The sequence below is a fragment of the Bradyrhizobium sp. CCBAU 53338 genome (assembly GCF_015291665.1).
In the GTDB taxonomy this organism is placed as follows: Bacteria; Pseudomonadota; Alphaproteobacteria; order Rhizobiales; family Xanthobacteraceae; genus Bradyrhizobium.
The window spans coordinates 853,170-878,480 of sequence record NZ_CP030048.1; the positions used below are offsets into that span (position 1 = coordinate 853,170).

General features: G+C 65.1%; 23 protein-coding genes and 1 pseudogene. 11 read left to right on the forward strand and 13 right to left on the reverse strand.

Going from position 1 to position 25,311, the window contains the following annotated elements; translation table 11 throughout:
• Nucleotides 1–2 precede the first annotated feature (2 nt).
• The 5 genes from XH90_RS04090 to XH90_RS04110 form a co-directional block, all read right to left on the reverse strand.
• Entirely contained in the window at nucleotides 3–1,562 is a 1,560-nt protein-coding gene (locus XH90_RS04090) for a PfkB family carbohydrate kinase (RefSeq protein WP_194479332.1), read from the reverse strand.
• A complete protein-coding gene (locus tag XH90_RS04095; RefSeq protein WP_194479333.1) occupies nucleotides 1,559–2,569 on the reverse strand; it encodes an NAD-dependent epimerase/dehydratase family protein in 1,011 nt (336 codons plus the stop codon). The genes XH90_RS04090 and XH90_RS04095 overlap by 4 nt, the downstream gene beginning before the upstream one ends.
• Nucleotides 2,566–3,558 carry an NAD(P)-dependent oxidoreductase gene (locus tag XH90_RS04100; protein ID WP_194479334.1) on the reverse strand — a complete coding sequence of 331 codons (993 nt, stop codon included), beginning with the start codon at nucleotides 3,556–3,558 and terminating at the stop codon, nucleotides 2,566–2,568. The genes XH90_RS04095 and XH90_RS04100 overlap by 4 nt, the downstream gene beginning before the upstream one ends.
• A 15-nt stretch (nucleotides 3,559–3,573) precedes the next feature.
• Nucleotides 3,574–4,344: a transaldolase gene (locus XH90_RS04105; protein ID WP_194479335.1), complete on the reverse strand. Its 771-nt coding sequence runs from the start codon at nucleotides 4,342–4,344 to the stop codon at nucleotides 3,574–3,576.
• A 168-nt stretch (nucleotides 4,345–4,512) separates the two neighbouring features.
• On the reverse strand, nucleotides 4,513–5,097 hold the full coding sequence (locus XH90_RS04110) for an SIS domain-containing protein (RefSeq protein ID WP_246755690.1): 585 nt from the start codon (nucleotides 5,095–5,097) through the stop codon (nucleotides 4,513–4,515).
• A 381-nt stretch (nucleotides 5,098–5,478) separates the two neighbouring features.
• On the opposite strand from XH90_RS04110, the gene XH90_RS04115 reads away from it, so the two are divergent.
• A complete protein-coding gene (locus XH90_RS04115; protein WP_194479336.1) occupies nucleotides 5,479–6,261 on the forward strand; it encodes a TylF/MycF/NovP-related O-methyltransferase in 783 nt (260 codons plus the stop codon).
• Nucleotides 6,262–6,267: 6 nt separating this feature from the next.
• Here the strand turns inward: XH90_RS04115 and XH90_RS04120 are convergent, their stop codons facing one another.
• The 3 genes from XH90_RS04120 to XH90_RS04130 form a co-directional block, all read right to left on the reverse strand.
• A complete protein-coding gene (locus tag XH90_RS04120; RefSeq protein ID WP_194479337.1) occupies nucleotides 6,268–7,479 on the reverse strand; it encodes a class I SAM-dependent methyltransferase in 1,212 nt (403 codons plus the stop codon).
• The gene (locus XH90_RS04125; RefSeq protein WP_194479338.1) at nucleotides 7,480–8,631 is read right to left on the reverse strand and encodes a UDP-galactopyranose mutase; all 1,152 of its coding nucleotides are present in this window, start codon (nucleotides 8,629–8,631) and stop codon (nucleotides 7,480–7,482) included.
• Nucleotides 8,632–8,709: 78 nt separating this feature from the next.
• Nucleotides 8,710–9,324 (reverse strand): HAD-IIIA family hydrolase, encoded by a 615-nt coding sequence (locus tag XH90_RS04130; protein ID WP_256442499.1) that lies wholly within the window; start codon nucleotides 9,322–9,324, stop codon nucleotides 8,710–8,712.
• Between the two features lie 137 nt (nucleotides 9,325–9,461).
• Between XH90_RS04130 and serA the strand changes: the two genes are divergently transcribed.
• Nucleotides 9,462–10,706: a phosphoglycerate dehydrogenase gene (gene serA / locus XH90_RS04135; RefSeq protein ID WP_194479340.1), complete on the forward strand. Its 1,245-nt coding sequence runs from the start codon at nucleotides 9,462–9,464 to the stop codon at nucleotides 10,704–10,706.
• 1 nt (nucleotide 10,707) lies between these two features.
• Here the strand turns inward: serA and XH90_RS04140 are convergent, their stop codons facing one another.
• Both XH90_RS04140 and XH90_RS04145 read right to left on the reverse strand, forming a co-directional pair.
• Nucleotides 10,708–12,324, reverse strand: a complete 1,617-nt coding sequence (locus tag XH90_RS04140) for an MDR family MFS transporter (protein ID WP_194479341.1) — start codon at nucleotides 12,322–12,324, stop codon at nucleotides 10,708–10,710.
• Entirely contained in the window at nucleotides 12,272–13,519 is a 1,248-nt protein-coding gene (locus XH90_RS04145; protein WP_194479342.1) for an HlyD family secretion protein, read from the reverse strand. The genes XH90_RS04140 and XH90_RS04145 overlap by 53 nt, the downstream gene beginning before the upstream one ends.
• A 91-nt stretch (nucleotides 13,520–13,610) precedes the next feature.
• Between XH90_RS04145 and XH90_RS04150 the strand changes: the two genes are divergently transcribed.
• The 5 genes from XH90_RS04150 to XH90_RS04170 all read left to right on the forward strand — a co-directional run bounded on the left by XH90_RS04150 (nucleotide 13,611) and on the right by XH90_RS04170 (nucleotide 18,840).
• Nucleotides 13,611–14,282, forward strand: coding sequence for a TetR/AcrR family transcriptional regulator (locus XH90_RS04150; RefSeq protein ID WP_194479343.1), 672 nt, complete (start codon nucleotides 13,611–13,613; stop codon nucleotides 14,280–14,282).
• 31 nt (nucleotides 14,283–14,313) lie between these two features.
• Nucleotides 14,314–14,775 carry a MarR family winged helix-turn-helix transcriptional regulator gene (locus XH90_RS04155; protein WP_194479344.1) on the forward strand — a complete coding sequence of 154 codons (462 nt, stop codon included), beginning with the start codon at nucleotides 14,314–14,316 and terminating at the stop codon, nucleotides 14,773–14,775.
• Between the two features lie 12 nt (nucleotides 14,776–14,787).
• The gene (locus XH90_RS04160) at nucleotides 14,788–15,558 is read left to right on the forward strand and encodes an enoyl-CoA hydratase (protein ID WP_194479345.1); all 771 of its coding nucleotides are present in this window, start codon (nucleotides 14,788–14,790) and stop codon (nucleotides 15,556–15,558) included.
• 123 nt (nucleotides 15,559–15,681) lie between these two features.
• Entirely contained in the window at nucleotides 15,682–17,763 is a 2,082-nt protein-coding gene (locus XH90_RS04165; RefSeq protein WP_194479346.1) for a methyl-accepting chemotaxis protein, read from the forward strand.
• 138 nt (nucleotides 17,764–17,901) lie between these two features.
• Nucleotides 17,902–18,840, forward strand: a complete 939-nt coding sequence (locus XH90_RS04170; protein ID WP_194479347.1) for a dihydrodipicolinate synthase family protein — start codon at nucleotides 17,902–17,904, stop codon at nucleotides 18,838–18,840.
• Nucleotides 18,841–18,919: 79 nt separating this feature from the next.
• Here the strand turns inward: XH90_RS04170 and XH90_RS04175 are convergent, their stop codons facing one another.
• From XH90_RS04175 to XH90_RS04185, 3 genes and pseudogenes are all read right to left on the reverse strand, one after another.
• Nucleotides 18,920–19,618: a DUF1045 domain-containing protein gene (locus XH90_RS04175; RefSeq protein ID WP_194479348.1), complete on the reverse strand. Its 699-nt coding sequence runs from the start codon at nucleotides 19,616–19,618 to the stop codon at nucleotides 18,920–18,922.
• Nucleotides 19,619–19,636: 18 nt separating this feature from the next.
• A pseudogene (locus XH90_RS04180) lies at nucleotides 19,637–20,830 on the reverse strand (alpha-D-ribose 1-methylphosphonate 5-triphosphate diphosphatase).
• On the reverse strand, nucleotides 20,827–21,483 hold the full coding sequence (locus tag XH90_RS04185; RefSeq protein ID WP_194479349.1) for a chloramphenicol acetyltransferase: 657 nt from the start codon (nucleotides 21,481–21,483) through the stop codon (nucleotides 20,827–20,829). Before XH90_RS04185 ends, XH90_RS04180 begins: the two are co-directional and overlap by 4 nt.
• A 174-nt stretch (nucleotides 21,484–21,657) precedes the next feature.
• On the opposite strand from XH90_RS04185, the gene phnC reads away from it, so the two are divergent.
• From phnC to phnE (XH90_RS04205), 4 genes are all read left to right on the forward strand, one after another.
• Nucleotides 21,658–22,467 carry a phosphonate ABC transporter ATP-binding protein gene (gene phnC, locus XH90_RS04190; protein WP_194479350.1) on the forward strand — a complete coding sequence of 270 codons (810 nt, stop codon included), beginning with the start codon at nucleotides 21,658–21,660 and terminating at the stop codon, nucleotides 22,465–22,467.
• Between the two features lie 64 nt (nucleotides 22,468–22,531).
• Nucleotides 22,532–23,461, forward strand: coding sequence for a phosphonate ABC transporter substrate-binding protein (gene phnD, locus XH90_RS04195; RefSeq protein WP_194479351.1), 930 nt, complete (start codon nucleotides 22,532–22,534; stop codon nucleotides 23,459–23,461).
• Nucleotides 23,462–23,531: 70 nt separating this feature from the next.
• Nucleotides 23,532–24,416 (forward strand): phosphonate ABC transporter, permease protein PhnE, encoded by an 885-nt coding sequence (phnE, locus tag XH90_RS04200; protein ID WP_194479352.1) that lies wholly within the window; start codon nucleotides 23,532–23,534, stop codon nucleotides 24,414–24,416.
• Nucleotides 24,413–25,261 carry a phosphonate ABC transporter, permease protein PhnE gene (gene phnE / locus XH90_RS04205; protein ID WP_194479353.1) on the forward strand — a complete coding sequence of 283 codons (849 nt, stop codon included), beginning with the start codon at nucleotides 24,413–24,415 and terminating at the stop codon, nucleotides 25,259–25,261. Before phnE (XH90_RS04200) ends, phnE (XH90_RS04205) begins: the two co-directional genes overlap by 4 nt.
• Nucleotides 25,262–25,311: the final 50 nt, after the last annotated feature.

A 25,311-nucleotide genomic window follows, 5' to 3' on the forward strand; every position in this document is an offset into this window, starting at 1 on the left:
CCTCAGCGGTACTGCGCCTGCCGCTCAAGACGGTCGATCTTGTCGAGGATGTCGTTCGGGGCGGTCGGGACGTTGCCCTGGTGCTCGCAGGCAACTGCGGCCGAGAGCGAGCCGAGCACGGCGGCGATCACGGCGTTGCCGGTGAGGTACATCGCGGGTGCGGCATAGGCGAGCAGCGCGTCGCCGGAGCCGACCGCATCGACGACGTTGTCGGCGAAGCTGTCGACGGCGAAGAAGGAGCGGACGTCCTCGTCGCTCTTGGGCTCGCCGCGGAAGGCCATCAGGCCGCGCGGACCCAGCTTGAGCAGCAGCGTCTTGCAGTGCGCCTGGCGGTACAGCTCGGTGCCGAGCGGGCGCACCACCGAGTCCTGGTCGCCGAGCGCGAACCGCGCCTCGCGCTCGTTCGGCGTGATCAGGTCGAACCCCTGGAATTCGAGGATGTTGCCCCAGCGGCTCGCGACCTGCGAGTCGGCGACCCGGAAGGCGGTCTTCGGAATCGCCTTGACCAGATGCGGAATGGTCTCGCGGTTGAAGATGCCGTGGCGGAAATCCGTGAACACGACGATGTCGGCCGGCACCGACGCGATGCGATCGATCAGCGTGCGGCGAATGCGCTCGGGGATCGGGCTGTTGTCGACGCGGTCGACCTTGAGCAGGTGGTGGCCGGCCGCGACGATGACGTCCTTGTTGGTCGTCGGCCGGTTCGGGTCGACGACTGCATGGAAATCGATGTTGGTGGCCCCGAGGTCCTGCTTGACGAACTCCGCGGTTGCGTCATCGCCGAGCACGGTAGAGAAGGTCACTTGCGTGCCGGCGCTGGCGAGATGCTTGGCGACGATGCCGGCGCCGCCGACGAAATCCTGCTTCTCCTCGAAGCGCACGCTCATGGTCGGCGTCTTGGTGCCGCCGCCGATCACGGCGCAGCGCGTATAGGTGTCGACGATGGTGTCGCCGATCACGTGGACGCGCAGATCGTGGAAGCGGTCGAGCACGCCGCGCAGGCTGTCGAAATCGAGATGCTCGGCATAGAGCAGCGTCAGCAGCTTCTCGGTCGCGATCGAGGGCGGCGCCGTCTCGATGATGTGCGAGGACGAGAACACGATATCGCCTGGCGTGAAGATCAGCTCGCCGCCATAGGCCTCGACCGCCTCCTTCTCCTCGGCGGTGCGCGGATGCAGCCCGGCCGCGGTGTATTCGTAACCCTTGGCGAAGATGTCGGGCTCGATCAGGCGGATGTTGTCGATCGGCGTCGGCTTCGGATCGATCATCACGTAGTCGACCGCTTCGAGCGCGGCGAGGTTGAAGGCGCGGAGCTCCTGCGGCACGAAGGGGCGGAAATTCGCCTTCAGGATATGCGCGTCCGCCGTCAGGCTCGCGATCAGGATGTCGCCCTTGCTCTTGGCGTAGAGCAGGTGGCGGACATGGCCGGGATGGACGACGTCGAACGTGCCGTGGCACATGATGACTTTGCGGACGCGCGGACGGCGGCCGATCAGCGCGGCGATCTCGGCCGCGCTCTTCAGCTTGTGGCTCACCATGCGATGCGTCGCATCGTCCATCATGCCGGCGCTCCCTTGGTCGCCAGGGCGTTGAACCACGCCGAGGTCGCGGCGGCAATGCTATCAGGGTTCCACAGCGGCGCATCGCGCCAATAGTCGATCTCAGCGAGGATACGGCGGACGCCTTCCTCGAAGCTCACCTCTGGCTCCCAGCCGAGCTCGCGGCGGATCTTTGCAATGTCGGCGAAGGTGCTATCAGGTTCGCCCGGGCGCTTGGGGATATGGATCACGGGGCCGCCGAGCAGGGCGACCAGACGGTTGACCGATTGCGGATTGCCGGCGCCAAGGTTCCAGATCTCACCCGTCAGCCCGGTCTCGCCGGCGCGCAGGAACGCCTCGGCGACGTCGCTGGCATAGACGAAGTCACGCGTCTGGGTGCCGTCGCCGACCACGGTGAAAGGCTTGCCGGCGAGCTTCTGCCGCAAGAATACGCCGAACACCGCGCCATAGGCGCCCGAGGTACGCGAGCGCGTGCCATAGGCGTTGAAGATGCGGATGACGTTGACCGGCAGCTTGTACACGGTGTGCCAGTGCAGCACCGCCTGCTCACCCTGGTATTTGCTCAGTGCGTACGGATAGCGCGGCGAGATCGGATGGTCCTCGCGGGTCGGCGTCGCCGCCAATCCATAGCAGGAGGACGATGCGGCATAGACGAACTTGCGCACCTGGGCCTGGCGTGCGCATTCCAGCACCTGCGCGGTGCCCTGCACATTCACCGACATGTAGTCGAGCGGGGACTCGATCGACGGCACGATGTCGCCGATGCCGGCGAAGTGAAACACGCTGACAACATCGCGAAACAGCGCGCCGCCCGGTTGTGCATCACGGATGTCGCCGCGCTCGAAGGCGAGATCGGTATTGCCGGCATGCGCGGCGAGGTTGGCCTCGCGACCGCCGATGAGATTGTCGATCACGCGCACCCGGTAGCCACGCGCCAGCAACAGCTCGACCATGTGACTGCCGATGAAGCCGGCGCCACCTGTCACCAGTGCAGTCGGACGCACACTCATCGGGCCCCGAGCTTCTTCATTGTGCGGACGTTGTAATACCAGTCGTCGTCAAAGCTGTTCGGTAGGAGGTGATTGACGAAGGCGCGGGCGAGGTCGCGCATCGCGTCCTCGATCGACCGTGCCGGCGCGTAGCCGAGCACGCGGCGGATCTTGTCGGAATTGACGTGGTAGGAGCGGTTGTCGTCCGACGGCGTGGTGACGATGCCGATGTCGCGGCGGCCGTTCGTCTCGACGACGGATTTCACCATGCTGGCAAGATCGGCGATCGAGTGGTTCTCGAAGCCGATATTGAAGGTCTCGCCGTGGATCTTGTCGTGCGGCGCGGTCAGCATCAGCCTGTAAGCGTCGACCATGTCCTCGATATGCAGGTTGGGCCGCATCTGCTTGCCGCCGAACACGGTGATGACGCCCTTGTTCACGGCGTGGTTGGTCAGGATGTTGACGGAGAGATCGAGCCGGGTTCGCGGGCTGTAGCCGCAGATCGTCGCCGGGCGCACCGTCACGCAGGTGAAATCATCGGCCTTGTGCTTCCACAGCAGCGGCTCGCACATGCCCTTGAACTTGTTGTAGAGCGTCAGCGGCACCAGGGGGTGTTCTTCGGTCACGTCGGGGGCGTCGCTGACACCATAGACCGAGCTGGTCGAGCAATAGACGAAGCGCTTCACGCCGGCCTTGCGCGCCGCGACCACCAGCGGCTCGAAGCAATCGTAGTTGATGGTCTTGGAGAGGTTCTCGTCGAGCTCGAAGCTGGCATCGTTGGAGATGCAGGCGAGATGCAACACGGCATCCTGGCCCTTGAGATACGTAGCGAGCTTGGTGGTGTCTCGGATGTCGCCCTGCTCGACGCGCAGGTTCGGATGGTTCGGCAGCCGCGAGCCGAAGAACAGGAGGTCGTAGACGGTGACGTTGTAGCCGTCGGCGAGCAGGCGCGGGACCAGGACATGGCCGACATATCCGGCGCCGCCGGTGACGAGGACGTTCTTGAGCATTGCAATCCGGTGTCGTTAACGATCGATACGACCGACCACGCGCTTTCGGGCCGGCTTGCGCGGCGACAGCTCGTAGCCGGCTGCCAGCGCGTCATTGCGGAACATCGCGACGGTCTCGCGCGAATAGATGTCGAGATCCTTGCCGACCAGGTCGAATTTCTTGAGGAGGTCGGCGGAGAGCGTGATGATGTGGCAGCCGATGGCGTCGGCCTGGAACAGATTGAGCAACTCGCGCGGGCTTGCCCAGAGCAGTTGCGCGGCCGGGCGGTCCGACAGGATGTCCAGCGCCTCCGACATCATCGCGACGGGATCGCGTCCGGTGTCGGCGATGCGGCCGGCGAACACCGAGACGATCGCCGGCGTGTCGGCATCGAGCACGTCGCGGACGCGCTCGACCTGGCTCAGCGTGAGAATGGCAGTGACATTGACCTTCACGCCTTCGCGTGCGAGCTCGGCGATGGCAGGGCCGCAGAATTCGCCGCGGGTGGTCGTCACCGGAAGCTTCACATAGACATTCGGTCCCCACGAGGCGATCTCGCGGGCTTCGTGGGTGATGGTGGCGAGGTCGTCGCCCAGCACCTCGAAGCAGATCGGCCGGTCGCGCACCATCTGCAATGCCGCGCAGCCGAAGGTGCGGTAGTCGCCGACGCCTGCCGCACGCATCAGCGAAGGGTTTGTGGTGAAACCCTTGATCCGCGGATCGAGCGACGTGCGCTGGATCGTTGCGAGATCCGCGCCGTCGCCGAATATCTCGATATTGAGCGCGTCGATGCTCGGTGCGTTCATGTTGCGTAAGCCCCCTTCAGCCTGTTGCCCGCCGGATCCATCTCACGCGGCCCAGCGCGGCCAAGTCACACCCCTCCGCATTTGCGCCGGACGCGTTTCGCGCCGTGCAAACAGGACGACTCACGCACGACGCAACATTACGCCTCCAGGAGTCCCCGAACCAGCGCCTCACCATTTGGTGGCGCTGCGCTGCAGCTTCGGATGCGAGACCAGGCAATGCCAAACTACCGCCTGGAACGCTTCGGCATGCGGCGTGACACGTTGCTCTGCCGCAGTGGGAATCACGACGACGACGTCACCGGCCTGCTTTGCATAGCCGCCGTCCCGTCCGACGATGCCGAGCACGCGCGCCTCGCTCGCCTTCGCCGCCTTCACTGCAGAGACGATGTTGGGGCTGACATTGCGTTCGAGATTCCCGCCGCCGACCGAGAGAACCAGGATAGCGTCGCGAGATCCGATGCGGCTGATCCGCAGCCATTCCACGAACACGCTCGGCCAGCCCTCGTCATTGGTGCGGGCGGAGAGTTCCGAGACGTTGTCGGTCGGTGCGTAGGCCTCGATGCCGCACAGCTTGCGGAAGTCGTTGACGGCGTGGCTCGCATTCGCCGCACTGCCGCCGACGCCGAGGATGAACAGCCGGCCGCCGCGCTCGCGCAAAGCCACGAGCTCGTCGCAGAGCGCCTCGATCTCGCCTGCCGGCAGGGCCTGCGCGATATCGCGGACCTCCCGCAGGTATTGGGCGACGTGTTCCACCTTCGCAACCGGCCTCGTTTGTGCTTCGTCGAGCCCGGTGTGCGGGCCAGCCGGCGAATCACCGCTGATCTGGTTATCCCGCTGCGAATCCCGACGCACGTTCAAAACCGCCGCAATTCGCGTCACCGTAGTCTTACTGTGTCCGCGTATTGCTGATCCATGTCCGTGTTCTGAGTCGATTCGGGGCTGCCTAACGATAGGCCGAGGGCAGTTATCAACAGGTCATGCGCAGGAACGGCCCCGTTCTGCGCCAATTGGCTGCTGCGAACGGCTGCTGGCCTTGATCGGTGGCTTGCTTAAGCTATCAGGCGCTGATTCCATCCCGGCGCGGCAGAGGCGGGCAGTGGTGGAACGCGAATGATCTCCAGCCGGTGAAGCGCCATGAGCAGCGATCGTGCCGACGATTTTCCCGCAGGTTCTGCGACCGGGATCAGGACGCTCGCTCGCGAGCCATGGGTCGAGATCGCCGACGGTGCCGCACTTGCGACTTGGTCGGCGGAGGACGAAATCCGCTACAACCAGCAAAACCGGCAGAGCCAGAAACTGAAATTCTTCCGCCAGGTGTTCGATTTCCTGAAGGAGAACGAGATCGCGGGCGACTATCACGAATATGGCTGTCACCGCGCACGCACCTTCCGCATGGCCCTGACGGAGGCGCGGCGCAAGAATCTCCACGACATGGCGTTCTGGGCGTTCGACAGCTTTGCCGGCCTGCCTGCGCCGGAAACCGAGACCAGCGTCGGCAAATGGACGCAAGGCGCGCTCGCGACCTCCGAACAGGAGTTTCTGCGCCTGATCGGCGAGCACGGCATCTACACGGACAAGGTGCACACGGTGAAAGGCCTCTACGGCGTTTCACTTACGCCTGCGCTGAAGCGGCAATTCGCCAGCAGCGGGCGCAAGATTGCGCTCGCGAACATCGACTGCGACCTGTATGAATCCGCTGTCCCCGTGTTCGACTTCATCGAGCCGCTGCTTCAGGCCGGGTCCGTGCTCTACATCGACGACCTCTTCGTCGGCAATCGCGGCAATCCCGATACAGGTCTGGCGAAAGCCTTTGTCGAATACCGCCAGCGCTCACGCTGGCGCTTCGTGCGCCATCTCGACATCGGCTGGTGGGGGCGGTCCTACATCGCATCCGACGCCGAGTCGGATCTGATCTGATCTGCCTTACGGATCGAACAGGCTAGCGATCAGACCAGGTGCGTCCGGGCCCGGCGCGCGCAGCGTGTAGAAGGGGCCGTGAAATCCCATCGCTGCGATTTTTTGTGCGATCTCGGCGTCATGCAGATAGGCAGCGACTACGATGGCCGCCATGCCGGCGAAGCGTTCGGCGCGCGGCGGCTCGATGGTGATCTCGCCGGCAGGGCCGTAAACGCAGCGTCCTGCATAGGAGGCGGTGTCGTCGAAAACTGCGGCGAACGGCGTGTTCTCCTGGTAGAGGCCGAGCAGTGCCTGCGCATAGGCATTGGCGCCGTAAAGTGCGATCGGACCGTCGATCGCGGCGAGGCGCTGAGCTCCCCGCACGCGCCGTTTGGCCAGCGCCGCGGCGAATTCTGCAGGCGAAATATCGGATGATGCGCGGGGCTCACGCGCGAGCGGTTCTGCCGCGCGCAGCAGGAAACCCATGTCGTGGCCCTGCTTGATGTCGAAGACCTCCGCGACTGCAAAGCCGGCGCGTGCAAGCAGCAATTCCATCTCGGCGCGGCGATAGTAGTGCACGTGCGGGTAATGGAAATCGACGATCGAATGGCGCAGCAGGATGTCGTCGGCGCTGGGCATCTCGAGGTAGGCGGTGCCGTCATCCGCAAGGCTTGCGCGCAACGCGGTGAGAAACGGCGCAGGCTCCGGAACGTGCTCGATGACCTGGCGGCAGACCACCGCATCGAAGCGGCGGCCGGCCAGCGCCGTGATTGGAAACATCGCGCGATGTAGCGTCACGCCGGTGCCGACAAAGCGCTCCGGCTGAAGCGCGCGGCTCGGTTCGACCAGATCGACGCGCGCCGATCGACGCGCGAGCGCCAGCGACAGTGCGCCGCCGCCGCCGCCGACCTCGAGCACGGCGGGTGATGGTTTCAGATGCCGCATGATCAGCGCAGCGGTCTCATCCACGGCGGCGATCATGCCCGGGCTCACGGGTTCGTTGGTCAGGACCAGCGCGCCATAGAGCTCGTCGGCCGCTTCGGTGTCGAAGGCGAGGTTGAAGAGATGTCCGCAGCCACTGCACGCGGCAACGTCCAGATTGCCGAAGCCGCTTGCAATGTCGGCCATGCCGGCCGGGCGGACCGCATGCATCGGCGTGCGTGCCACCGACCAAATCGTGTCCGCATCGCCCGATCCGCAGACGACGCAGCGATGCGGCGTGGCGGCGGGCTTATTCATCTAGCGCCAGGCCTCGATCGGCACCGGGTGGTCGCGACCGCCCTCGGCGATCTGGCGCGCCATCACCATCGACTGCTCGAGGCAGTCATCGATGTCGAGGCCGTAGCGATAGCTGCCGGCGCGGCCGATCGAATAGACGTGGTCGGGCATCAGCGCATAATACTTGCGCGCGAGTTCCTGCTCGGACTTGAACGGCAGCGGATAGTGCTTGCCGTTGTGCGAGGGGATCTCCATCCCGACGAGGCTGGTCGGCGATTTGTGATGCGTGAACTTCTTGTATTCGACCAGCCGCGTGAACGCCTCGTCATTGGCGTAATAGAGGAAGTAGACGTGCTCGGGGAAGACGTGCTCTGTCGGCAGCACGATCTTGTGGAAGTCGCGGCCGATGAAGGCAAGCTCGCCATGGCAGCGGCCGAACGGCTCGTCCGGCGAGATGGTCGAGATGATGACGTCGTAGCTGTGCTTCTCGCCGCCGAACCAGACCGCGCGCCCCGGCAGATCGTACTGCTCGATGCGTGTCGACAGCAGCACGCGTGCGCCTTCGGTCGCGACGTCGAAGTAGCGGTTGTAGCCGTCCTCCGCGTGCGGATAGGCCGACCATGCAGTGTCCCATGCGGCGCGCGAGCCGCTCTTGATGGTGACGCCCTTCGGCGACCAGTTGAACGTGTCGATGCGCTTGTTGTCGTCGACCAGCCACATCTTCTTGTTGTACTTGTCGATCAGCTTGTCATAGAGCGTCTGGCCGACCGAGCCGACCCAATATTCCTCGAGGTTCTTGGCTTCCGCGACGCCGCGTGCCGACTGCCGCTCCGTGGCGATCTTCGCGCTATCAGGCATCCGCGCGATGTCGTCCTCGTGGATCGGATAGTTGTAGAAGGCGTTGTCGCGCTCGACATAGGTGATGAACTGGTGGTCGGCGCAGGAGCGCAGCGGCACGATCGCATCCATGTAGTCGTAGACGGCGCGGTTCTGGGTCAGGAAGTGGCGCGGGCCGAACGTGTAGGGGTGGCCGCCATACCAGAAGGTGCGCACGCCGGCGCCGAGGAACGGCGCGGCCTCGACGATCGTGACGTCCCAGCCGCCCAGCTTCATGAGCTGATGCGTCGCCGCGCAGCCGGCGATGCCGCCGCCGATCACCAGAGCTGTCTTCATCCGTCCGGTCCAGTCCCCATATGAATCGACAAGATGCGAATCGAGATCATGCCGGTATCGGCGAACGGCCGGACCGCGTCAATCGGGCTGGCCGGCTTGTCCGTGTTTCGCCGGATGAGCCACACAGAATGCGACGGCTTCGCCGACGTCGGCGAACATCCGGTCGGGCACCGGCGGCGCGCGGTCCGGATAGCGCTCGACATCACGGCAGGCGTATCCTGTCCGCACGCCATAGCTCGTCAGCCCCATCGCGTGCCCCGCGCCAATATCGCGCAGGCTGTCGCCGATCAGCGGAGAGCGGCCGAGATCGATGCCGAAATCGGCAATTGCCCGGCGCAACAGCAATGTTCCGGGCTTGCGGCACTCACAGGCGATTTGGAATTCGGGCGCGCCGCCCGGCGTCTGCTCCGGATGATGCGGGCAGAAATAGATGGCATCGACGATACCCCCGTCCTGGGCCAGCAATTCACGGAGCCTTGCGAAAATCGTCTCCAGGCCGGTGAGCGTGACAAAACCCTTCGCCACCTGGGCGCGGTTGGTGACGATGATTGCGAGGTAACCTGCCTCTCGTGCGGTCCGCACGGCCCGGCCTGCGCCCGGGATCAGCCTGATATCGTCCGGTCCCAGCACGCCATGGCCGCCGGGCTCCTCGTTCAGCACGCCGTCGCAGTCGAAGAAGATGGCTGGGCGCATGGGCGTTCCGGTGGGTTGGCTATGCTTGTAGTGCGTAGTGCTGAAGGAGCGAAGCGAAATCCGGGTTTCATGCCTATTGTGCTGTGCATCGTCCGCGGTCTATGTGCTCAGGCAAAGCCGCCATTCCAGGAGATTGTATGCCAGCCCCAGGCCAAAGCCCTGAGCGGAGCGCGAAGGCGCTGCTGCTTGAAGGTGTCAACGACAGCGCCGTGGATCTGTTCAAAAGTGCGGGCTTCGCCAATGTCGAGCGCCTGACCAAGGCGCTGGATGGCGAGGCGCTGCGCCAGGCGCTGAAGGGCGTGTCGCTGCTCGGTATCCGATCGCGCACCCAGATCACCGACGAGGTGCTGGCGGCCGCCGACGGGTTGCTCGCGGTCGGCTGCTTCAGCGTCGGAACCAACCAGGTGGATCTGCTGGCGGCGCGCAAGCGCGGCATTCCCGTCTTCAACGCGCCGTTCTCCAACACGCGCAGCGTTGCCGAACTCGTGATCGGCGAGATCGTGATGCTGCTGCGGCAGATCTTTCCGCGCTCGGTGTCGGCCCATGAGGGCGGCTGGGACAAGTCCGCGGCCGGCAGCCGCGAGGTGCGCGGCCGCACGCTCGGCATCATCGGCTATGGCAATATCGGCTCGCAGCTCTCGACGCTTGCCGAGGCGATGGGCATGCGCGTGATCTATTACGACCGCACCGACAAGCTCCGTCACGGCAACACCGAGCCGGTCGAGAAGCTGAACGAACTGCTGGCGCAGAGCGACGTTGTCAGCCTGCACGTCCCGGAGACGCCGGAGACCGCGGGCATGATCGGCGAGAATGAGCTGCGCGCGATGAAGCCGGGCTCGTTCCTGATCAACAACAGCCGCGGTACCGTGGTCGATCTCGATGCGCTCGCGGGCGCGCTGCGCGACGGCCACATTGCGGGGGCTGCCATCGACGTGTTTCCGGTCGAGCCGTCGTCGAACTCGGAGCGCTTCAAGAGCCCGGTACAGGGCCTCAACAACGTCATCCTGACCCCGCATGTCGGCGGCTCGACCGAAGAAGCACAGGAGCGCATCGGCGGCGAGGTGGCGCGCAAGCTGGTCGACTATTTCATCACGGGTTCGACAATGGGCGCGGTGAATTTCCCGGAGGTGCAGTTGCATTTGCGACCCTCCGGTGCGCGCTTCAGTCACGTCCATCGCAACGTGCCGGGCATGCTGCGCCGGCTGAACGAGGTCTTCCTCCAACGCGACATCAACATCGCCGCGCAATACCTGGAGACCGCCGGCGACCTCGGCTACGTCGTGCTCGATGCCGATCTTAACGGTGCGGATTCGGGCGCCTTGCTCGCGCAGATCCGCGCGCTCGAAGGCACCGTCGGCGCGCGGCTGGTGTTCGAGCACTAGTCTAGTGCGTGCCGCCACCGGTGGCCGCCTTCACCCGCCGCGTCAGCGCCACCGCGATCGCGGCGAGCACCAGCACCGCGCCGATGACGGCGAACGCGTCGGAATAGCCCATCACCAGCGCCTGGCGCTTCACGGTCTTGCCCAGCGCGATGATGGCCTGCTCGCGCGCGGCGTTGGGGTCGGGCACGCCATGGGCGACGAAGTAGTCCGTCATCTGCGCGAGGCGGGTGCGGACTTCCTCGCGGCCGAGCGTGACCGATTGGCCGATGATGTTGGAGTGGAATTGCTCGCGCTTGGTGATGATGGTGGCGAGCGTTGCGGTGCCGATCGCGCCGCCGAGATTGCGGAACATGTTGCTGATGCCGGAGGCCGCGGCCGCGTCCTGCGGCGCGATGCCGCCCGTCAGCACCGAGGTCAGCGGCGTCAGCACCATGGCCTGGCCGACGGCGCGCACGATGTTCGGAATCCAGAGCTGGTCGCCGGCATAGTCGGGCGACATCGCCGTGTTCATGAAGCAACTATAGGCGAAGATGAGGAGCCCGGTGATGGCGATGTAACGCGTGTCGAAGCGCTGCATCAGTTTCGGGATCAGCGGGATCAGCACGAGTTGCGGCAGGCCGGTCCAGGCCAGCACATTGCCGATCTGCTCGGCATTGTAGCCCTGCGCCTGGCCGAGATAGGCGGGCAGGATATAGACCGAGCCGAACAGCGCGAAGCCGACCATGGTCATCGCGATCGTGCCGAAGCCGAAATTGCGCTGTTTCAGCAGGAGCAGGCGGATCAGCGGCTTCTCGATGTTGAGCTCGATTGCAACGAACAGCGTCAGGCTGACGGCCGCAATGACCGCCAGCTTGACGATGAAGGGCGAGGAAAACCAGTCGTCCTTGTTGCCTTCCTCGAGCACGGCTTGCAGCGCCGACAGGCCGATCGCCATGGTGAGGATGCCGCCCCAGTCGCCGTCCTTCAAAAGGCCAAGCTGCATCTTCTGCCGTTCCAGCGTCAGATAGAGCGCGGTGACCATCACGGCGGTCGGGACCACGTTGACGAAGAAGATGGTGCGCCAGCCATAGGTTTCGGTGAGATAGCCGCCGATGGTCGGGCCGATCGCCGGGGCAAAGGTCACGGACAGCGCGAAGATCGCGAGTCCGACGGGCTGCTGCGGCTTCGGCAGCTTGGTCAGGACCAGCGTGAACGCCATCGGGATCAGCACGCCACCGGCAAACCCTTGCAGGCCGCGCATCGCGATCATGGACGGCAGGTCGTGGGTGAAGGCGCAGGCGACCGAGAAGGCCGCAAACAACGTCGCACTCGCCAGCATGTAGCGGCGGAACGTGAAGACGCGGCTCAGATAGTCGGTCAGCGGGATCACGATGATCTCGCCGATCAGATACGAGGTCGAGATCCAGGAGCCGTTGTCGGCGCCGGTGCCGATGCCGCCCTCGATGTTGGCCAGCGAGGCGTTGGTGATCTGGATGTTCAGGATCGCCATGAACGAGCCGATCATCGCCGCGAGCACGGCGACCCAGACCGCGGCGCTCGCGCGGTTGGGATCAGCGGCGACGTGATTAGACGTCGCGCCCCGTGTTGCTTGCGTCGAAAGTGAGAGGCTGTTTGACATGGCACGACCCTCCGGAAACGAGTTTTGCCCTTGACGCATCGGCCGCCTTCGCGGTCGGCGCGGTCGAACGTGTTGCAATGGTGGGGATGACGGACATGCCCGGTCGCAGCGCGATGGCAGGCCCGTGTTCGTGATCGAGCGCGATCCTGACGGGGATGCGCTGCACCACCTTGGTGAAATTACCGGTGGCGTTATCAGGCGGCAGCAGCGCGAATTCCTGGCCGCTGGCCGGCGCGATAGAATCGACGTGACCGTGCACGATCTGACCCGGAAACATGTCGACCTCGATATCGACGGACTGGCCGGACTTCACGTTGGTGAGCTGCGTTTCCTTGAAGTTGGCGACGACGTAGGCGCCCTCGGTCGGCACGATCGACATCAGCTGCGTGCCCGCCTGCACGAACTGGCCGACGCGCAAGGAGCGATTGCCGACCACGCCGTCGATCGGCGAGACGACATTGGTGTAGCCGAGGTTCAGCTCGGCCTGGTGCTGCACGGCTTCCGCGCGCGCTGCGGTGGCCCTGGCCTGCACGATCTCGGCCTTGAGCAAGTCGACCTGCTTGAGCGCCGAGGCGAGATTGGCGGTGTCGCGCTGGATCGCGGCCTCGGCGCCGGCGTTGCGCGACTGCGCCTGCTGCGCATTCTGCACGCTGCCTGAGCCGGTCGCGGCTAGATCGGTGTAGCGCTTGTTGTCTTGCGCGGCGAAAGTGAGGTTGGCCTGGTCGACGTCGAGCGTGGCGCGCGCGGCCTTGATCGCCGCCTGCTGCACCTCGATCTGCGCTTCCTTGCTGGAGATGGTGGCGTTCGCCGCCAACACGTCTGCCTTGGCCTGATCGAGTGTGACCTTGAAATCGCGATCGTCGATCCTGGCCAGCACCTGGCCGGCCTTCACATGCTCGTTATCGGCGACCAGGACACGGTTGAGATAGCCGCTGACCTTCGGCGCGATGGTGGTGTTGTCGGCCTTCACGTAGGCGTCATCGGTGGAGACCAGGTACCGGCCGACGGTCCAGTAATCGTAGCCGTACCAGCTCGCTCCGGCGAGGGCCACGACCGCAGCCCCCATTAGCAACAGCTTGCGGACATTGATCTTTTTCCCGACGGCGACGGCTGGTGTGCCGGGCAGGACGCCCTCCAGCACGGACGCGGGAAGGGCAGTCTGGGCGGCAGCAGATGGGGTGGTGTGGACGGTCATGGCCGGCTCCCCTGAATTAGGAAACTTGACGATTTCCAAAATGAGATTAGCTTTGGAATTGTCAATGGAATGACATGCATCATGTAAAGACATGGCTCGGGCAAAACCTTCGGACGAGAGCCGCCCGCGCGGACGGCCGCCGGTGCGCAGCGACGAGGAGACGACGAGAATCGTCCTCGAAGCCGCGCGGCATGCGTTTGCCGTCGAAGGCTATGCCGCCACCAGCACCGAAGAGCTGGCGCGCCGCGCCGGCATCTCGACCAAGACGCTGTATCGTCTGTTTCCGGGCAAGGCTGCGCTGTTCGAGGCGATGTGCGCCGACCGGCTCGAGCGGCTGCTCTCTGCCGTCGATCTCCAGGCGAGCGACGACGTCGATATCGAAACCGGCTTGCGCGCCGCATTGATGGCTTGCGCCGATCTCGCACTCGATCCCGAAGTCGTGGCGTTGCAGCGCATGGTGCTCCAGCAGTCCACCACATTCCCCGAGCTTGCAGCAAATTTCTACACCAACGGCATTGCCCGCACCGCCAAGGCGCTGGCCGGCTGGCTGCGCCTTCAGGTCCAGCGCAAGCGCATCGTCCTCGACGACGCCGAGGAAGTGGCCGGCATGCTGATCGGCATGGTCGCATCGGCGCCGCAGCGCGCAGCGATCTATGGCGGGGCGGCCCTGCCGTCACGCAGGCAGATCGAGCGTCGCGTGGAGACCTGCGCGGCCCTGTTCCTCGACGGCTGCCGCGCCAAATCGCCCCGGCGGTCCCTTTGACAATCCGGTTAGCGCCAATTATATAGTTCGCATGCGAAGTAAATCGCCTGGGGCGAGGCACCACCGGCTGATCTATCTGCTGAGCGTCGCGCAACGCCGCTTGCAGCGCTGGATGGCGGCACAGCCGCAGAATGAAGTGACGCCGGCGCAGGCGGGGCTGCTGTTCATCCTCGGCAAGCAGGATGGGGTTCTCATGGGCGAGGCCGGTGCGGCGCTCGACATGGGACCAGGCGGCATTTCGGGCCTCGTCGATCGCAGCGCGGCGGCAAAACTGGTCGAGCGGCGCGCCGATCGCGAGGATGGCCGCGCCTGGCGCGTATGGCTCACGCCGAAGGGCCGCAATGTGCTGGCGCAGGCGAAGACCGACGCGGCCGCGGTCAACGCCGCACTGACGGAGGGATTTACCAGTGCGGAGATCGAGATCGTCGCGCGCTGGCTGACGAGCATTCAGGACAAGTTTCCAAGAGACACCGCAAGATATCCAGAGGAATAAGAGGAGACACTCATGACCGAGCATGTGCGGGTTGAAACCAACGGCGGAATTCTCACGATCACGCTGGCGCGCCCCGACAAGAAGAACGCGCTGACGGATGCGATGTATGGCAAGCTCGCCGACACCATCGAATCCGCCGAGTTCGATCCGTCCGCGCGCGTGCTGCTGATCCGCGGAGAGGGCGACATGTTCACCGCCGGCAACGATGTCGGCGAGTTCGCGGCCGTGGCGAGCGGCAGGTCAGAAGGCAGCCGTCATGTCGGCCGCTTCATCCAGTCGCTGGCGCGCTGCACCCGTCCGCTGGTCGCGGCGGTGCAGGGCCGCGCCGTCGGCGTCGGCACCACGATGTTGCTACATTGCGATCTCGTCGTGCTCGCCGAGAATGCTCAATTGTCGACCCCCTTCGTCAGCCTCGCATTGGTGCCGGAGGCCGCGTCAAGCCTGCTGATGCCGGCGCGGATCGGCTATGCCCGCGCCTACGAGATGTTTGCGCTCGGCGAGACCGTGCCGGCGAAGGCCGCTCTGGACTGGGGGCTCGCCAACCGCGTGGTGCCGCTCGACAAGCTCGATGCCGAGGCGCTTGCGCTGGCCCAGCGCCTGGCCCGGCAGCCGGCCGGTGCGCTCACCGCGACCAAGAAGCTGATGCGCAATGGCGAGGCGCTGGTCGCGCAGATGCTGGCCGAGGGCGAACAGTTCGCGCAACGCCTGCGCACCGCCGAGGCGCGCGAGGCGTTCACGGCGTTCGCCGAGCGGCGTCCGCCCAATTTCACGAAGGTTTCGTGACGATGCGGGCCTGATTAAAGGTTTGGCAAAGCGGAATTCCCAGCATTTGACTAAAACCTTAACGGAACATTGGCATGTCGCGGTGCAAGGTGGCCACTCCTGGAAGTAGGCCCCTTGTGACTCATGGCAATGTTCAAGAAATCGGTAAGCTCGCTCCTCCTGACCCTGATGGCCCTGCTGGCGATCGGCGCGCTGGCCTCGACGGCGATGCAGATGGTCGGGGCTTTCGGTCGCTACAATGACAGTCTCGAGACCGCGCGGCTTGCCGCGGCCGACAAGGCGATCTTCCACGGTGTGCTGTCCCTGCGCAACAATCGCGGCGACGCCCAGAGCGCGCTGCTCGGCGATGACGATCCTCGCGCAAAGCTAGCCGAAGCCGAGAAGGCAGAGCAGGGTGGCTACGACGGCATCAACGCAGCGCTCGCCACGGTCGATTTCGCCCGCCGCGATGAGCTCGCCAGCACGCTGAAGCAGCGCTGGGGCGGGGCCTCACCGCAATTCCAGCTGTTCTATGACGAGGCCAAGCGTCCGCGCGCCGAGCGCAAGATCGAGCGGACCAATTCCTGGTACGATGCGGTCACCAAGGTCATCGACACCGCAAACCTCGCCTCTACGGCGGTGTCGAATCGCGCCTGGATGAACGATCCCTACATCGCGCGCATGATACAGGTCCGCCGGCTCGCCTGGCAGGTGCGCGACCGTTATGGAATCCATTGTTCGGCATTGCGCTCGAACGTCAACAGCAGCAAGCCGCTCGACGACACCCAGAAGCGCTCGCTGGCGCAGTGGGACGGCACCATCGCTTCCGGCTGGTCCGGCATGGCCGAACTGCTGGCCGCGCCCGACGTGACGGCGGACCTGGTCACCGCGGCCACTGATGCAAAGGCCAAGACCGACGGCGTGCTCAAGCAGATCGGCGATCTGACCAGGAATTTCGACGGCAGCGGCAAGCCCGCGATGGCGGCGGCGGATTGGAATAAGCTCTGTCAGTCGCCGTTCCCGCTCATCGTCGGGGTCGCGACCAAGGCGCTCGACCAGTCGATCGCGCGTGCGGAGGCGGTGCAAGCCAAGGCGCTGACCAACCTCGTCGTGCAGTCGCTTGCGTTCCTGATCGCACTGGCCGTGACCTTGGCCGGCGTCTACGTCGTGCGCAATCGCCTGATGCGCCCGGTGCGCGCGATTCTCGATGCGATCGCCCGTATCGGCGCCCGCGATTATGCGACGCCGGTGCCGCAATCCCGCTATCCCGACGAGTTCGGCACCATGGCTGCCGCGCTCGAAAGCCTGCGCGAGAGCGCGGCCACCGCAGAGCGCCTCGGACAGGAGCGCGAATCGCAGCAGGCACTGCAGCTCGCCCGCTCGGGCACCGTGGACGCCGCCTGCCGCAGCTTCGACGACACGGTGCAAGCCGTGATCCAGAGCGTCGCGGCGTCGACCAGGGAGCTCGACGCCACGGCGACCGACGTGCGCACGCTGGTCTCGGAATCGAGCAGCCAGACCGCTGCGGTCTCGTCTGCCGCCGAGCAGGCCACCAACAATCTCGAAAGCATCGCAGCTGCGACCGAGGAGCTCTCGGCCTCCGTCGGCGAGATCTCCGCGCAGGTGCAGTCCAGCGCACGCGATGCGCGCGAAGCGGTGTCGCAGGTGGAACAGACCAACGCCACCGTCGAAATCCTCGACCAGACCGCCGGCCGCATCAGCGAAGTCGTGAAGATGATCCACGCCATCGCCGGCCAGACCAATCTGCTCGCCTTGAACGCAACCATCGAGGCGGCCCGCGCCGGCGAAGCCGGCCGCGGCTTTGCGGTGGTTGCCGGCGAGGTCAAGAGCCTCGCGGCGCAGACCGCGACCGCGACCGAGGAGATCTCGCGCCAGGTCGAGGAGATCCAGGGCGCGACCGGGCAGGCGGTCGCTGCGATCCGCTCGATCGGCGGGGCCATCAGCGGCATCGACGAGAAGATGACCGCGATTGCGGCCGCGGTCGAGCAGCAGCGCGCGGCCACCACCGAGATCTCGCGCAACTTCCAGCATGCCGCCCAAGGCACGCGCGAGGTCACCGACACCATCGGCAGCGTCGCCAAGCTCAACCAGGAGACCGGCAACGCCGGTACGGGGCTGTCCCAGTCGGTGACCAAGATGTCGGCCGACGCGGACCGCCTCCGCGTCGCAGTCGAGGGTTTCCTCGGCGCGGTGAAGTCCGCCTAAGCCTTCATTCCCTGCTCAACGGCGCGCGGATGGGCATTGCCGCGCGTGCGTGTGCCCTGTAAATGGTAGCGGTACCATACTCCGACCTGCCCGCAGGCGGATCAAAACTAACGGCAGGACGACAGGGAGATAATTTCGATGCCGGTCACCCCACACAACGCCCAGCGCCCCTATCGCGGCGTGTTCCCGGTCGCACCCACCATTTTCGACGAGCGCGGCGAGCTCGATCTCGAGGGCCAGCGCCGCTGCATCGATTTCATGATCGATGCGGGCTCGAACGGCATCTGCATCCTCGCCAATTTCTCCGAGCAGTTCGTGCTGACCGATGCCGAGCGCGAGAGCGTGATGCATGCGGTGCTGGAGCACGTCGCGGGCCGCGTGCCCGTGATCGTCACCACCACGCATTTCAGCTCGGCGGTGTGCGCGGCGCGCAGCAAGCAGGCCGAGGCCGCCGGTGCGGCCATGGTGATGGTGATGCCGCCCTATCATGGCGCCACCTTCCGCGTGCCGGAGAAGGGCATCGTCGAATTCTTCAGGGTGCTGTCGGGCGCGATCAACATTCCGATCATGATCCAGGACGCGCCGGTCGCGGGCACGCCGCTATCGGTCGAGCTGCTGGCGCGGCTGGCGCGCGACTTCTCCAACATTCGCTATTTCAAGATCGAGGTGGCGGGCGCGGCGTCAAAGCTCCGCAGCCTGATCGAGGCGGGCGGCAAGGACATCGAGGGCCCATGGGATGGCGAAGAAGCGATCACCCTGATGGCCGATCTCGATGCCGGCGCGACCGGCGCGATGACCGGCGGCGGCTATCCCGACGGTATCCGCCAGATCATCAATCCCTATTTCGCGGGCGACCGGGAGAAGGCGAAGGCCGCCTATGAGCGCTGGTTGCCGCTGATCAACTACGAGAACCGCCAGTGCGGCCTGATCGCCTGCAAGGCCATGATGCAGGCCGGCGGCGTGATCAAGTCGGACGCCGTGCGCCATCCGCTGCAACCGCTGCATCCGGCGACGAAGGCAGGGCTGCTGGAACTCGCCAAGGAGCGCGACGCGCTGGCACTGCGGTGGGGGAAGTAGGGGCAAAGCAGTCGGCCACAACCTCCGCTCTCGTCCCGGCCTGCGCCGGGTCGACACTGAGATTGCTGCGCGACTTCGGTTAATTGGCAAACATCCACTCGCCAATGATGCGGAATCTCGCCTCGGCATCATCCTGCCTGAACAGTGTGATGCGATCGATCACGAGAATATCGAGCTTCAGCCGCGCAAACCGCGCCCGCAGCATCTCAAGAATCGGCCCGCGCCGTTCCGTATCGAGCCGGCCTGTCAGCGTCATGTGGAAGCGAAACTCTTCCATCACGTAGGGATAGCCCCAGCGATCGAGATAGTCGCGCTGGCGCTCAGTGAGCCTCTCCGGCCTACGCCGCGCGCGGTCTTCGGCCGTCAGGCGCGGACGGAAGGAATCGAAATCGCGGACGCAATCGGCGGCCAGTTGCTGGAGCGCCTCGACCGGCTCGGTCGGAATGACGGCGATGAAGCCGCTGATAGAGTCGACCACGGGCCGGATCACCGGAATCGGCCGTGCCTTCCCGGCGAATGCCGCGCTCGCCGCCACCAGCTCGGCCTCGGTCTTGTCGGACGCCAGCGCCATCGGCGCCTTCAGCGTACCGTGAAAGCCGTATTTGCGCGGGTCTGTCGTGATGTCGTGCCAGTCCGGCGCGACATGCAGCGCTTCCTGCGGAAACGAAACTTCGTCGCCGGTGTAAGCCTCGTAGCCGAGCAACTCGGCACCGAAGCGCGAGAGTGCGTTGTCGGTGCCGGCGGCAAAATAGATCGCGTAGCGGGGGAAACCTGTCATTGCCCGAGCATAACCAATTTATACCGCAACGACAGTCTCGCGCGGCGTCGCAGCCGCGCCGCGGAGCCGCGTTGCATCGGTGAGATGCGCGAGCTTGCCGGCCGCGAGCACTGCGACGAGCCGTGGCCGCAGCGGCATGCTGTCGTCCACGAGCAGGATATCGGCACGATGGCCGGCAGCGAGCGTGCCGCGATCGGTCAGGCCGGTCGCTTGCGCGGGCGCCGACGAGACCAGCTTCCAGGCCTCGCTCAGCGGCAGCACGCCGTCTGCGGCAAGGCGGAAGGCAGCGAGCAGCGGCGCCGGGTAATAATAGTCCGAGGCCAGCACCGAGCAGAGACCCTTCGCGATCATGTCCGAAGCCCTGGTCCAGCCGGTGTGGCTGCCGCCCCGCACGACGTTCGGCGCACCGTAGACGATGGCATCACCGGCCGCCGCGGCCTCGCGCGCCGTCTCCTCGTTGGTCGGAAATTCGGCGAGCATCACGCCCATGTCGCGAAACGACTTGCGCATCGCCGGCGTCGCGTCGTCGTGCGACAGCATCCGCACTCCGGCCGCGCGCGCCGCCGCTGCGAGCCGGGTGATCGAGGCCGGAACATCGGCAGAGCGCGAGACGATATGCGCGACGAGCCCGTCGAAGTCGTCGCTCGACAGGCCGGTCCGCTCCACCATGCGGTTGCGCTAGCGCGGATTGGAGATGTCGGCAACGACCCCGTCCATGTGGTCGTTGAAGGCGAACAGGTCGACGCGGCCCGCGGCCAGCCATTGGCCGATCTCGGCCTCGGCATCGAGATTGTAGGTCTCGTGCCGCAGGTGGAAGCGGGTGTCGGCGGCGAAGTGCGGGCGTTGCCGCTCGATCGCCTCGAGCAGGCGCCGTGCATTGTCGCCGCTGCGCAGGCCCGGCTCCCACGACCATGTCGTGGCGTGGAACACCGTGGTGATGCCGTTGCTGATCACCTGGCGGTCGGTGTCAGCCAGCGCGACGTCGATCGGGAAGTCGACACCGGCCCGCGGCATCATCTGGCGCTCGAAAGCGTCGCCATGAATGTCAACGATGCCGGGCAGCACCAGCAGGTTGCGCGCGTCGATCGCCAGCCGCGCGCGGCCGCGCGGCGCATCGATCCGCGCGATGTCGATTCCGGATACGGAGAGTGAAACTTCGGCGAGCTCGGAGCCGATCAGGGTCCGGCCACCTTCGATGAAAATGTCTGTCACGCGACCGCGCTTCGTTTGCTGGACGGGGAATGCGCCCCTGCTTCGTATGTCGTCAGGAAATCTTCAATTGCGAGCTTGCGGAAATCGGGCAGCGCTGCACGCAATTTGTCGTGATCCCAGTCCCACCATGCCAGCTTGGCCAGCCGCCCGGCAACCTCCTCCGAGAACCGCCGCCGCACGATCCGCGCCGGGTTGCCGGCGATGATGGTGTAGGCCGGCACGTCCTTGGTGACGATGGCGCCGGCCGCGATCACGGCGCCGGTGCCGATGTTGCGGCCCGGCAGCACCACCGCGCCATGGCCGATCCAGACGTCGTGTCCGATATGGACGCGATGCTGGCGCCGCCAGTCGAAGAACTCGTGATCGTCGCTCTCGCCGGGGAAGTAGGCGCTGGAGCGGTAAGTGAAATGCGCCTGCGTAGCGCGATGCATCGGATGATTGCCGGGATTGATCCGCGTCATCGCCGCGATCGAGCAGAATTTTCCGATGGTGGTGTAGGTGATCTGCGCGTCGTTCACGACGTAGGAGTAGTCGCCCATCGCGACTTCGTGGAGGATCGTGCGGGCGCCGACTTCGGTATAAGCGCCGAGACTGGTCTCGTGCAGCTTCGCCGAAGGATCGATGGTCGGCTCGACCGATAGCGCCTTGGCCATGTTGCATCCTAAAATCAGAGGGCGGGGGCTCGTCATCGAGTCGCTCGATGACATCATCATGACGTCGCGATGACAGGGGATGAGGTGTGTAGGATCGCCGCACCGCAATCGCCGTGTCACACAGACGTTAAAGGCCGGCGATAGCGGTGGGCTCCAGCTACTCTGGAGCCCTGCATGCTGGTGGTTGAAGGTCTGACGTGCCGCTTCGGCGCAAAAGCCGCGGTGGACGACGCCTCGTTTCAAATCTCCCCCGGCGGGTTCGTCGGCGTGATCGGGCGCTCGGGCGCCGGCAAGTCGACCTTGCTGCGAACGATCAATCGCCTGGTGACGCCGACGCAGGGCCGTATCGTATTCGATGGTCTCGACGTCACCGCACTGCGCGGCAAGGAGCTGCGGCAGTGGCGGGCGCGCTCGGCGATGATCTTTCAGCAGTTCAACCTGGTCGGCCGGCTCGATGTCCTGACCAACGTGCTGATGGGGCGTCTTGCCACTATGCCCGCCTGGCGCTCGCTGTCGCAGATCTGGCCCGAGCAGGACAAGGCGCTGGCCATGTCCGCGCTCGAACAGTTCGACATCGCTGCGCTCGCCGCCCAGCGTGCAGACCAGCTCTCCGGCGGCCAGCAGCAGCGCGTCGCGATCGCGCGGGCGCTGGTGCAGCAGCCCGACATCATCCTTGCCGACGAGCCGATCGCCTCGCTCGATCCGCGCAACACCAAGATCGTCATGGATGCGCTTCTGCGCATCAACAAGCATTTCGGCATCACCGTGCTGTGCAACCTGCATTCGCTCGACCTGGCGCGCAGCTATTGCGATCGCCTGATCGGCATGGCGGCGGGCCGCGTGGTGTTCGACGGCGCGCCGTCCGCGCTGACCGACCTCGTCGCGCGTGAGCTCTACGATCTCGAAGCCGCCGACGTCATGGGCGGCACACCTGCCCCGGCGCCCGAGGGCGTTCCGGCACTCGGAACGGCCGCCGCGGCCTGAGCCGCGTCGCATCCGTCGTTACCAGTTTTTCCGTCAACCAATCCTGTCAGATGAAGAGGGCATCATGATCACTCGCAGATTAGTTCTTGCCGGCGCTGCCGCGCTGACCTTTGCCGGATCCGCTTCCGCCGAAGACTGGAAGTCGAAATATCCGGAGATCACCTTTGCCGTGATCCCGGCCGAGAACGGTTCGGGCGTCACCGAACGTTACGGCCCCTTCGTCGATTATCTGTCGAAGGAACTCGGCGTGAAGGTCACGCTGCGCGTCGCCAACGACTATGCCGCCGTCATCGAAGGCCAGCGCGCCGGCAACATCCACATCGGCTATTACGGCCCGGCCTCCTTCTCGCGCGCACGTCTGACCGGCGTCAAGACCGATGCGTTCGTCATCGACGTCAATTCCGATGGCTCGAAGGGTTATTACTCGGTGTTCTACGTGCTGGCGAAATCGCCGTACCAGAAGATCGAGGACCTCAAGGGCAAGAATCTGGGGCTTGTTGATCCGAATTCCACTTCTGGCAACAACATGCCCCGCTTCAAGCTGAACGCGATGGGCATCGATCCCGACGCCTATTTCTCCAAGGTCGTCTTCACCGGCAGCCACGAGAATGCGGTGCTGGCGCTGGCCCAGGGCACCGTCGACGTCGCCGCCAACTGGTGGAACGCCGACGACGATTCCAACCTGACCCGCATGCTCAACAAGGGCATGGTCAAGTCGGCCGACGGCACCGTGATGAAGAAGGAGGACTTCCGCATCATCGTGAAGTCCGACCTCATCATCAACTCGCCCTACGCCTATCTCAGCAGCCTCCCGGACGACATGAAAGCCGCGATCAAGAAGGCCTTCCTCGATGCGGCCCAGAAGGACCCCGAGGCTTTCAAGAAGCTCTCCGACGGCAAGAACAAGCCCTGGGAACCGATCGCCAACGAGGATTACAACAAGACCATCGAGCTGATTAAGTTCGTCGACAATCTGCGTAAGAAGGCGTCCTGAGCTCGTCGGGACGACGTACTGGAGCCGGGTCGATGGACCCGGCTCTTTTCTTGATGGATCTGTTCCTTCGATGACGATTGCGGTTTCGATCCTGCCCGAGCAGCAGCTCGCCGCCCTCAACGCCGCCTATGGCAAGGCGGTCGCGCGCAAGCGCCTGCGGGTGCTGGGGGGGCTTGTCGTGTTCGTCGCCGCGCTGATCGTGGCCTCGATCGGCGCCGAAGTGAACTTGCACACCCTCTTCACCTATTTCGGCAACTTCGTCAGCTATTTCGACCGCATCCTCACCCTCGACAGCGGGCAGCGGGTCTGGACCAATTTCGGCGAATGGTTCTGGGGCTTGCGCAACTGGCTCAAACTGCTCGGCGAGACGCTGCTGATCAGCTATGTCGGCACGATGATCGGTGCGGTACTTGCCTTTGGGCTCAACTTCCTCGCGGCCGAGAACACCGCGCCCGCGGCTTGGCTGCGCTTCACGGTCCGTCGCCTGCTCGAATTCGCCCGCACTGTTCCCGGCATAGTCTTTGCGCTGATCTTCGTCATTGCGTTCGGCCTCGGGCCGATGGCGGGCGTGCTCGCGATCGCGATCCACTCCACCGGCGCGCTCGGCAAGCTGTTTTCGGAGATCGTCGAGAACGCCGACATGAAGCCGGTCGAAGGCATTCGCTCCACCGGCGCGAGCTGGATCTCCTGCATGCGCTTCGCGATCCTGCCGCAGGTCTCGGCTGGCTATGCCAGCTACGCGCTGCTGCGCTTCGAGATCAACGTGCGCGAGGCCTCGGTGATGGGCTTCGTCGGCGCCGGCGGCATCGGGCAGGAATTCATCGTCGCGATCCGCAAGTTCTACTACTCCGACGTCAGCGCGATCCTCGTGACCATCATCGTCACGGTCTTCCTGATCGACATCACGACCGGCTGGGTACGCGGTCGCCTGTTCGGCAAGGAGGCGCGGAATTGAGCAAGCCGCAGGACATCGACACCGCAGAGATCCGCGCGCGCTATCCCGGTGTCTTCAATCGTCCCGCATCGGCGCGCCTGGCGACGCCGGCGATGCTCATCGCCGCAATGGCCATTTTCGGCTATGGCCTGGTCGATCTCGAGTTCTCGCCGTCGCGCTTCATCTCGGGGCTGAGCCAGCTCGGCTGGATCAGCGTGATGATGATGCCGCCGGATCCCGGTTCGTCGCTGCCGCTCTATCTGAAGGCGTTGGGCGAGACCCTGTCGATCGCGCTGCTCGGCACCACGCTCGCCGCAGTGCTCGCGCTGCCGGTCAGCCTGTTCGCGGCGCGCAATGTCGTGCCGTCGATCTTTCTCCGCTTTCCGGTGCGGCGCTTCCTCGATTCGATTCGCGGCGTCGATACGTTGATCTGGGCGCTGGTCTGGATCAACGTGGTCGGGCTCGGCCCGTTCGCCGGCGTGCTCGCCATCGCGGTGTCGGATTTCGGCGCGTTCGGAAAGCTGTTCTCGGAGGCAATCGAAGGCGCCGACCAGAAGCAGGTCGAGGGCATCCGCGCCTCCGGCGGCAGCGCGCTGCACGAGATCCGCTTCGGCCTCTTGCCGCAGGTGTTGCCCGTCATCGCCGGCCAGGTGCTCTATTTCATCGAATCAAACACGCGCTCGGCCACCATCATCGGCATCGTCGGCGCCGGCGGCATCGGCCTCCAACTCGCCGAACAGATCCGCGTGCTGGAATGGCAGAAGGTGTCGTTCCTGATCCTGATGATCCTGGTCGCCGTCGCCGCGATCGATTTCGTCTCGGGCAAGCTGCGTTTTGCGATCATCGGAAAACGGGCGGTGGCCTGATTCCTCGCCTCGCCCCGCTTGCGGGGACTCTCCGCGAGTCCATCTCTCAA

Coding starts and splice junctions, on each gene's coding strand:
- XH90_RS04130 (WP_256442499.1), bottom strand. CDS start 9,324: ATGCGCCCAGCCATCTTCTTCGACTGCGACGGCGTGCTGAACGAGGAG.
- XH90_RS04155 (WP_194479344.1), top strand. CDS start 14,314: ATGCGAAGTAAATCGCCTGGGGCGAGGCACCACCGGCTGATCTATCTG.
- XH90_RS04125 (WP_194479338.1), bottom strand. CDS start 8,631: ATGAAGACAGCTCTGGTGATCGGCGGCGGCATCGCCGGCTGCGCGGCG.
- XH90_RS04105 (WP_194479335.1), bottom strand. CDS start 4,344: ATGAACGCACCGAGCATCGACGCGCTCAATATCGAGATATTCGGCGAC.
- phnE (WP_194479352.1), top strand. CDS start 23,532: ATGACGATTGCGGTTTCGATCCTGCCCGAGCAGCAGCTCGCCGCCCTC.
- XH90_RS04120 (WP_194479337.1), bottom strand. CDS start 7,479: ATGAATAAGCCCGCCGCCACGCCGCATCGCTGCGTCGTCTGCGGATCG.
- XH90_RS04185 (WP_194479349.1), bottom strand. CDS start 21,483: ATGGCCAAGGCGCTATCGGTCGAGCCGACCATCGATCCTTCGGCGAAG.
- XH90_RS04165 (WP_194479346.1), top strand. CDS start 15,682: ATGGCAATGTTCAAGAAATCGGTAAGCTCGCTCCTCCTGACCCTGATG.
- XH90_RS04175 (WP_194479348.1), bottom strand. CDS start 19,618: ATGACAGGTTTCCCCCGCTACGCGATCTATTTTGCCGCCGGCACCGAC.
- XH90_RS04160 (WP_194479345.1), top strand. CDS start 14,788: ATGACCGAGCATGTGCGGGTTGAAACCAACGGCGGAATTCTCACGATC.
- XH90_RS04140 (WP_194479341.1), bottom strand. CDS start 12,324: ATGTCAAACAGCCTCTCACTTTCGACGCAAGCAACACGGGGCGCGACG.
- XH90_RS04150 (WP_194479343.1), top strand. CDS start 13,611: ATGGCTCGGGCAAAACCTTCGGACGAGAGCCGCCCGCGCGGACGGCCG.
- phnD (WP_194479351.1), top strand. CDS start 22,532: ATGATCACTCGCAGATTAGTTCTTGCCGGCGCTGCCGCGCTGACCTTT.
- serA (WP_194479340.1), top strand. CDS start 9,462: ATGCCAGCCCCAGGCCAAAGCCCTGAGCGGAGCGCGAAGGCGCTGCTG.
- XH90_RS04095 (WP_194479333.1), bottom strand. CDS start 2,569: ATGAGTGTGCGTCCGACTGCACTGGTGACAGGTGGCGCCGGCTTCATC.
- XH90_RS04115 (WP_194479336.1), top strand. CDS start 5,479: ATGAGCAGCGATCGTGCCGACGATTTTCCCGCAGGTTCTGCGACCGGG.
- XH90_RS04090 (WP_194479332.1), bottom strand. CDS start 1,562: ATGATGGACGATGCGACGCATCGCATGGTGAGCCACAAGCTGAAGAGC.
- XH90_RS04170 (WP_194479347.1), top strand. CDS start 17,902: ATGCCGGTCACCCCACACAACGCCCAGCGCCCCTATCGCGGCGTGTTC.
- XH90_RS04100 (WP_194479334.1), bottom strand. CDS start 3,558: ATGCTCAAGAACGTCCTCGTCACCGGCGGCGCCGGATATGTCGGCCAT.
- phnC (WP_194479350.1), top strand. CDS start 21,658: ATGCTGGTGGTTGAAGGTCTGACGTGCCGCTTCGGCGCAAAAGCCGCG.
- XH90_RS04145 (WP_194479342.1), bottom strand. CDS start 13,519: ATGACCGTCCACACCACCCCATCTGCTGCCGCCCAGACTGCCCTTCCC.